Here is an 8700-nt window from a genome sequence, read left to right on the forward strand (position 1 = left end):
TATACCGGAGAGATATCCGACAGGTAGCAAAAAAGTTTGAGGAGAAACTCTGTTAAATAAAATCGATTAGGAGAGATTCAGGGGATAAACTTTAATACCCCGGTAAGAATGACTAGTCCTAAATAACCGTTACAGGTTTTAGGACTAGTCAGAGAAGTTTAATAATACAATCCCAGGTAGAATTCTGCTATGGCTACAGAATTTGAAGCCTCCGTCCACTCATCATACCTCAACATCAAGAAGCGATAGCTGCTTTCCGGTATTGTGACATTTCCCGTTGATCTTCCCGGATGGTTTGGATCGGAGCTATTGGAAGGTAACTCACTTCCTGGCAAGTAGAGATTTTCCTCAATGACAGACCACTTGTCCATATCTGTTATACAGTCGGGATCATTACTTCCGAAGAAACTCACTTGCCGAGGTTTCAGGTTACCGTTGCTTTGACCGGACCGATAAACCAGCCTGAAATAGTTGAACGACTCCTCTTCACCGAAATCAATAATAAAATAGAGATCGTTACCATCGCTTGAAACACCTCCATAGCTGTGCGAAACACCCGTCCTGGCACGGTTGTCCAAATATGTCTTCCCGAACCCTTTAACTATTGACAGATACGTGTTTTCATTGCCATCGAAATGTGCCCATGGGGTGATTTTTGCATCCGTACCCGAAGCAGCATAAAAAAGAGGATGGGAAAGATGGGGTGATTTATTTTTTTCCACTACCTGAGCTTCGCTGTTGTTATTAAGCGGAGAGCTGTCTGAGATCCGGGTTTCAGGTGCGGCATACCAGTTGCTCCTGTCAAGATCGACATACCGGACTGTGGATAGCTCAACTCCATCGGAAAAAACCGTCACACCGTCAAACTCATACACTCCCCTACAAGTTACTGCCAGGCCGTTATAATCATTCAAGGTGATGCTGTTCGTATCGGTTGCCTGCGATTTTGTCTCACCCGTGACTTTGTCGGTCCAGGAAAACACATAACCACTCCAAAATCCATCGTTAGGTCGGGGCAGAGTAAAGGTGACGGTAGCTTTATCAAACTCGATCTCCGATGCATCAGGAACCTCCAGGTAGTACTCCCAGGAAGAGTGAAACAGGTCTTCGCTATCGGGCTCGGGCAAATATACAGAACGGTACCTGAATGAGCTTGCCTTGAAATTTTCCAGGTAACCCGTCGTCTCGGCGGAATCGATGAAAGCGGTCAGCGCCGTTTCCACTCCATCCTGTTTCCACTCAAACTCCGTTCCGAGCAATCGCTGGTCAACATTCACACCGTACGTGATTATCATTTTTTCTCCATCCCGTTCCCTGGAAGAGGCAAGGCGGTTTTGCAAAAGTGACTCCCATATCTCACCGTAGGATGTAGCGGTAATCGCTACCGGTATAGAACTGTTGCCCTTGGCATCAGTTATAGACAGTTCGAAGATGTAGGTCGCTTCCACAAGATCGTTGATGTATATGTTTGTCTCCTTGGACGGATCAATTGGCTCTACAAGATGTTCCCGCTTGTTAAACCAGTATATTTCAACTTTCGAAGCACGTGGATCATCCAGCTCTGGAATCACAATGCGCACACGGTTGCGTCCACCAATTCCTTTCACTTCGGATTCGTCTAACCGGGTGAGGTAAGTGATCGGTCCGTCTTTGATAAAATCACTGTATTTGTAATCCATGGGACTACATCCATAAAGAATAAAGATGACCGAAAGGATATAATAAAGGATTCTGTTTTTCATTCTGTTTTTATATTAATGGGTAGTACAACATCATTTATTTGCACCGAAAAAGCTGATCTCTCCTATCTGAACAGCGCCGGCGTGAACACTTGCTGCAAAACACTTGATTACCTGCACGCGTATATACCGGACAGGCTGATCTATTGAGTTGAGTGTCATCTCATGTCCGTTGGCGATGATTTCGTTGTCCTCGGCAGTACGATCGTTCGTACCCGGATAGGGATCAAACGATCCATCAGCTTTCGAAAGATAAAACAAACCCAGCTCCAGCCATGCTTTACTGTCGTTGATATCGTCCTGCAATTCACTTGGATTGTCTCCGTTATAGGTTGCTCCGAAGAGACGGACGATCTGCGGATGTCCACCACGGAACTGATTGGCGGGCTCACTGCGCGGCCACAGCACGAAGCGGCTGAGGTTGTACTGATCCCCCAGATCAATCGTGAAATGTTGCGGAAAGGGAGCCAACGGTTTTGTGTGATAACACTGAGAGCTACTCCCTACGGCACCGTCAAAAAGCCTGTCGAACGAGACGGCTGAACCGGACCAGGAGTGCATTTTATGACCCCAGAAGTTAGAAGGCAACGTGTAGCCGGTCTGATCCGGAACATACGATCCGTCACCCGACAGGTTACAGAGGGCAACTTCTTTAAAAAGATCTTTCGGGAGTTCCATTTCGAACCACGGAGAACAGACCGTATCTTTTGGAGGTGACCAGTGGCCCCACCGGTCACGGATCTGAACACGGAAATTCTGGTCAATGTCGGGTTCATGCCCACGGTTGAAGTATTCCACACCGGAATTCACCGTATAATAGGTGCCTACCTCCACCCATTCACCCGTAGCCTCGTCTTGCCGAAATGTGCGAAAAGCAAGCTTTGCTCCTGTCTCGTTTTCGGTGGTCACACGAATACCCATAAAGGTGGGCATAATTTGCAGGTTGTCGTATGCAACCAGGTAGGGAGGACGCATCGGACTTACCGTTACCTCTACCGGCTCTGAAAAGACCTGACCATGGCTTACTGAATATAGTTTTACCTTAAAACTCCCCTCTTCGCCAAATCCATCTACCAACACCGAATCTGTGTAAAAAGACGCGGTCTGGTTATATTCCAGTCCATCATCTGTCGTCCAGATTGCTTTTACATATTGCAGGTTCTCGTCGTTTGGACGATCGTAATATATAATGGAAGCGCCACTGATATTTTTAACCTCAGTTACTTTTACCTGAAGGGGAGCTTCTGTGCTTCCCGTGGGATTGTTCACCTGATCATCCCCGCAGGAATATAAGATAGTTAAAACTATGAATAATGCTGTTTTAATCGGTTTCATTATCATCTGAAATTTTTAACGGTTACCAACCGTAGTTTTGAAGTGTATTCTTATTTCTTAAAATCTCCTCGTCCGATATCGGCCAGAAATAGTCCCTGGGAGTAAAATTCCGCGTATAGACCCATGTTTCCCTGTAATACAACAAAGGGTCGGAAGCATCTAAATTCCATCCGGTTATTGGTTTATTATACTCATCCATAGCCAGTTTCCAACGCCGCAAATCCCAAAAACGATGGCCTTCAAACACGAATTCGACCAACTTTTCCTGCCTGATTATATCTCTTAATCCGCTTTGTCTTAAATACTTGGAAGGGTCATTTGAATAATTGGACCAGGACTCCTCAATGCCTTTTAATCCGGCTCTATCCCGAACCAGATCCACGTAATATATAGCTTCATTCCTCGCTTCCTGTGTGTTATAGGCCTCGTTGAGGGACTCGGCATACATCAGATAAAGTTCGGGCAGACGAAAAATCGGGAAAGGATACCGGGTGTACGTAACGGTGGTGGTTCCAGAACAAACCGTGAGCCAGTGAAGAATTTTCTTTGGCCATAATCCCGTGACGTTCCAGGAGTGAGCAGTCTGGTTTTGCGTGTATTCGCCAGAGCGGGCATGTGGAGCCTGACCCGTTTCACTGTAATTACCATGGCCAAACCATATGCCACGGTCGAAACCAATACTGGCGTAGAGTCTCGGTTCCCGGTCGAAAAACAAGCCGGCCGTGGTCTCCCCTACCTGCAAGTAATAGATTTGATCTGTCCCGGCAATCTTTGGGGTAAAACGACTGTTATAATCCCAAGTTTTGTCCTCCTTGACTGGCACTCCATTTTTCGTATAAAACTGATCAACTATCTTTAAGGGCACAGCGAAATTATTCCTGTTCGTGGTTTGAGTATTTGCCTGAGAAGCGCCAAAGTCACGGGGATATGCCTGTATCTGGTACAATTGTGGCCAACTTCGCGAATCGGCCCAGATCACATCGCTGTTCCATCGCTCTACCAACGATCCCCGGATACTCAGTTTCAGGCGGGTTTGTTCGGAGATATTGCCAAACTGTGTTCCTGCATACCGATACAATTCGGTTTGCTCAATCTCTTCAAAGAAATCAATCGCTTCTTTGCATGCCTCTGCTGCCTGTACCCACAGAGCCGTTTTTTCCTCTTCCGTTTTGTTGGGATTGAATATTTCAATTCCCCTGCGATCTGTCAATCCCGCGTAATCTGTATTCCCATTGAACAGGGGACTGGCAAACGTGACCAGCATCTTGGCTTTCATCATCAATGCCACTCCCTTGGTAATTCTCCCCAGTTCAGTGGCCTGATCGCTTACGGTAATCATCAGGTGGTTTCTTCCAATAACATCGTCCACTTTATTGATACAGTATTCCACACATTCGTCCATGGTGTTGCGGAAAACATGGGTCACCTCGGTGTCGTCCTGTACACTTAAATTCATATCTTTTATCGGAATAGGGCCATACATACGCATAAGATAAAAGTGTAACCAGACTTTGATCATTTCCACCTCCGCTATCCAGCGGTTACGTTCTTCCAAAGTAATGTCGGGCACACGTCCGATGTTGGCAAGAAAGATATTGCAATCACTGATTCCGCGGTAAAGGTTCTTCCCCCCGTTAATCCCTCTCCAGAAGTCGAAAAGTGGACTGTTGGTGCGTTGACCTCCCAACGCAAGGTTTTTGGCATTCGGTGCATCGCCGTATTGAACGGAGACCCAGATCTCATCACCTCCCAACAAGGCAGGATCATCATTATAAGAGCCACTCGTGGGGATATACGAATAACACATGAAGAAAAACTTTTCAGCTTGCGAACGCATCGAAAAGGCATTATCTTCGATGGTAGCAATCATATCCGGCACCACATCGAGGTAGTTGCTGCAAGCCGTAATAATGCTAAAAAAGAAAGTAATAAAGAGATATCTTGGATTTTTCATTTCTTGTTGTTTTTAAAAGGATAAATTCACGCCCATGTTTAATGTACGCTGAATGGGGTAACCTAATCCATTACCGGCCATCTCTACGTCCCACAGCTTAAATTTACTGATGGAGAACAGGTTGGAACTGGAAAGATAAATACGTAAACTACTTACCCTGATCTTGCTCACCAGATCTTTGGGAAGTGAATACCCCAATTCCACCGATTTTAATCGAAGAAATGCCCCGTCACGCATAAACCAGGTATTGCGGTGATTGTTATGGTTTACCTGACCAAGTGCGGTGGCTAATCGAGGCCATGTGGCATAAGGATCCCGGTTGGCTTCACTCCAGTAGCTGTCTGCAATAAACTTCATGAGGGCATTGTTCCCCTCAGGTGTACCCGGTGTGTTGTTGCTGCCAGTGGTATTGAAAAATGGGGATGTGGCATTATAGTTAATCCAGAAAGAGCGGCGATGAACTCCGTTAAAGAAGAACGAAAAGTCGAAAGACCTATACCCGACCGATGCACCAAAACCATACTGTATTTCCGGTGTTGTGGGATACCCGATGGGTGCCATGTCCCGATCATTAATGACTCCATCTCCGTTCAAATCACGGTATTTAATGTCTCCGGCCATCACCTGTGTGCTGCCAAACTGCGTAGGAGAGTTGGCCACATCCGCTTCGTCGATAAACAACCTTTCAGCAATATAACCGTACTGTTGAGTGGTCGGATTTCCTATGCGCAGCTTCCACCACTCCGTATCGTAATCATAATCCTCGTATTTGGTGTATTCACTTACAGCATAGGTAAAATTTACCCTCGACTGTACCCAGAATGTATTTCGTCCGATGTAGTTGTGAGTAATGGAAAAATCAGTCCCATTACCTTTCGCCTCACCCAGGTTGGCATTTGGATTAACCCACAGCCCCATTGAATACGGGATGGTGCGGCGTTCCTGTAATATACTTTTGCGGTTTTCGGTAAAATATTCCCAGATGACATTGAAGTCGTCGAAGAGCGTCAGTTCCATCGCGAGGTTTGTTTTGTGCGACACTTCCCACGAAATCTCGGGGTCTGCGTATCTTCTTATAACCATCCCGGGACGTGAATACCCGTCGATCTCATATCCAAACGTGTATCCGCTACCTCCGCTCAGGCTAACGTCCGACAGATACAAGAACCGCTCACTGCTGATGTTGTCGTTACCCGCCAAACCGTAAGAGCCTCGCAACTTCAGTTGTGTCAATACGTGCTTTAACGGAGTAAAGAACTTCTCGTTGGATAACATCCACCCCGCACTGATCGATGGGAAAAAGCCCCAACGATGCTCTTTGGAGAAACGTTCGGAACCGTTGTAACCGAAGTTGGCTTCCACAAAATACTTGCCCTGGTAGGCATAGGAAGCTCTGCCTGCAAGCCCGACGTTCCTGTATGGCAGCGAACCCAGAACGGTGTTTACGGCAGCGTCCGTGGCCGGGATGGTCCTGTTACGCATGGTAAAGACCAATTGAGCGCTGATGTCATGCTCGTCATCGATGTTCTTGCTGTAAACCGCGGAGGATTCAAAATAAGTGGTATTTATCACCAATGGGGTCTGGACATAGGATTCCAGGCTCTCCCCGCTGGCATCCGGATTGATAATCTCCACCTTGTAATCACCGGTCAGATAATTATGGTCTGTCAATTTATAATAGTAGGGAGAATAGGAACGAGAAATCTGACTCAACGCTTCTCGCTTCGTGTTGAGCAATGCCCGCACACTTAATCCGTCAATCATAAAGTTCAAATTCTGTTTCAACTCGATCTGGGCGCCCATGATGGATTTGTTGTACTCCCGGTAGCCACGCACCATCTGTGCGTAAGGATTCAGGTATTGACCGTCTTCCGCGTTGCCAAAGAGTGTATGGGTGACGTACTTGTGGTCTTCGTCTATAGGATAGAAGGAAGGAAACAAAACAGGGTTACTCTTCATGATCAAGCCATACATGGACGATCCGCTGTTGAGTGGACCACTATAGTCTTCAAACGTTCCATCCAGGCTTACTTTCAGCTCTGTTGTTTTGGAAAGATCGATATTCACATTCGACCGCAACGTATATATATTCAAATTGATGTTGTTATTAAAATTGTTGCGGGGATCGACTTTCAATATACCGCCATCTTTAGTATACGCCGCAGCCACATAATAACGGGCTATATTTCCTCCTCCGCGTATATTCAGGTTTATACGCTGGCTTGTAGAATAGTCCTTCATGAGCTCAGACTGCCAGTCGGTCACCGGATAAAGAAGAGGATACAAACCCCTTTCGGTGTTCTCTATTTTATCGTCGGAGTACAGAAGCGGGGCTTTAGGATCACGAGTGATAAACGCTTCATTATGCATTTTCATGTAGGTGATGGGATCGGCTAACTCAATCTTTCGAGTAGGTTGCGATACGTTATTTTCAATTCGGATATTTAACTGTGCGCGGCCCACTCTTCCCACCTTTGTTTTTATCAATATTACACCGTTAGCGCCTCTTGCTCCGTAAAGGGCAGTTGCCGCCGCGTCTTTCATGATAGAAAAACTCTCTATGTCGTCCGGCTGGATACGGGCCAGTTCTGTTTTGGAAATCTCAATGTTGTCTACCAGGATAAGTGGATCAACGTTGTAACCGAAAGTAGTGACACCCCGGATAAAAAAATCGGCATTATCCGCACCCGGTTCTCCGGAAGTCTGGTAGGAGATCATTCCTGCAATCTGCCCTGCAAAAGAAGTTGTCAGGTTACTCGTTGGCATTTTCAGATCAGAAGGCTTAACCGTGGAAATGGAAGCAACCACACTCTCCTTTTTCTGGGTACCGAAAGCAACCACGGTAACTTCATCCAGCATACTGGTTTCCTCTAACATAATTACGTTGATAGCCGGTTTACCTGCCTCAACGGTGAATTCCTGCGAGACATATCCAATAAAGCTGAATCGCAGGGTGCTTCCAATTTTCACATTGCTTAGCACATAATCACCATCGAGGTCGGTCGATGTGCCTGTTGTGGTACCAACAACCAAAACGGTTACTCCTGGAATGGCGTTCCCGTCACTGTCCAGCACCTTTCCCTTTATCGTCAATTGTTGCGCAACTAACGAATGAGAAAGCACATACAAAACAAATAACAAGATTGTTTTTCTCATCTCTACTGAAATTTTATATAATTAAAAAATTGATTCATAGTTTTTTCGGATGCAACAGATAAAACAGATCATAATATTCCTTAAAGTATTTGTCATTTGCGGTAAAATATCGGTACACAACTGTTATACAGCAAGATAATCGACACAGCAATAATGTTTTCCGGTCTCCCGATTGTTGGAACTTCCCATTTCGAGTAAAGCATCGTAGATTTTTGCGAAGTTTATTGTTTTCCACGCAACAAAAAGATCGGCGTAAAAAAGCTCCAGTAGTGATTAATGCTAGTTTAGGAAACCCTTACTATTTTTTTCGCTCTGTATACGTACACAATCATGTTTTTCATAAGACCATTAACTTCATTTTTTTTAGAATTATCTGCCTGAAAAGATAGACGGATGCGCTCGACAATGAGACAAGATTTATAAATTAGGGGCAAAATTAAAGGTTAATGATTTCTAAATAAAAGAATTGAAGTTGACATTTACTTTCAACCAATTGATTTTTACTGTCTTTGCAAA

Annotated in this window: 4 protein-coding genes; all 4 read right to left on the bottom strand. The window is 45.4% G+C overall.

Annotation, left to right across the window (positions count from 1 at the left end; genetic code table 11):
- Positions 1–158 precede the first annotated feature (158 nt).
- The 4 genes from B4G81_RS15105 to B4G81_RS15120 are packed head-to-tail and all read right to left on the bottom strand — an operon-like array spanning position 159 to position 8184.
- On the bottom strand, positions 159–1742 hold the full coding sequence (locus B4G81_RS15105; RefSeq protein ID WP_294083976.1) for a DUF4998 domain-containing protein: 1584 nt from the start codon (positions 1740–1742) through the stop codon (positions 159–161).
- Between the two features lie 30 nt (positions 1743–1772).
- Entirely contained in the window at positions 1773–3074 is a 1302-nt protein-coding gene (locus B4G81_RS15110; protein ID WP_294083978.1) for a DUF4959 domain-containing protein, read from the bottom strand.
- Between the two features lie 22 nt (positions 3075–3096).
- A complete protein-coding gene (locus B4G81_RS15115) occupies positions 3097–5028 on the bottom strand; it encodes a RagB/SusD family nutrient uptake outer membrane protein (RefSeq protein ID WP_294083980.1) in 1932 nt (643 codons plus the stop codon).
- Between the two features lie 12 nt (positions 5029–5040).
- A complete protein-coding gene (locus tag B4G81_RS15120; protein WP_294083981.1) occupies positions 5041–8184 on the bottom strand; it encodes a SusC/RagA family TonB-linked outer membrane protein in 3144 nt (1047 codons plus the stop codon).
- Between the last annotated feature and the right edge of the window lie 516 nt (positions 8185–8700).

This window comes from Proteiniphilum sp. UBA5384 (genome assembly GCF_002410825.1).
Taxonomy (GTDB): Bacteria; Bacteroidota; Bacteroidia; order Bacteroidales; family Dysgonomonadaceae; genus Proteiniphilum.

What these genes read in the sequence shown, in the direction of transcription:
- B4G81_RS15105 (WP_294083976.1), bottom strand. Translation starts at nt 1,742, where the DNA reads ATGAAAAACAGAATCCTTTATTATATCCTTTCGGTCATCTTTATTCTT.
- B4G81_RS15110 (WP_294083978.1), bottom strand. Translation starts at nt 3,074, where the DNA reads ATGAAACCGATTAAAACAGCATTATTCATAGTTTTAACTATCTTATAT.
- B4G81_RS15115 (WP_294083980.1), bottom strand. Translation starts at nt 5,028, where the DNA reads ATGAAAAATCCAAGATATCTCTTTATTACTTTCTTTTTTAGCATTATT.
- B4G81_RS15120 (WP_294083981.1), bottom strand. Translation starts at nt 8,184, where the DNA reads ATGAGAAAAACAATCTTGTTATTTGTTTTGTATGTGCTTTCTCATTCG.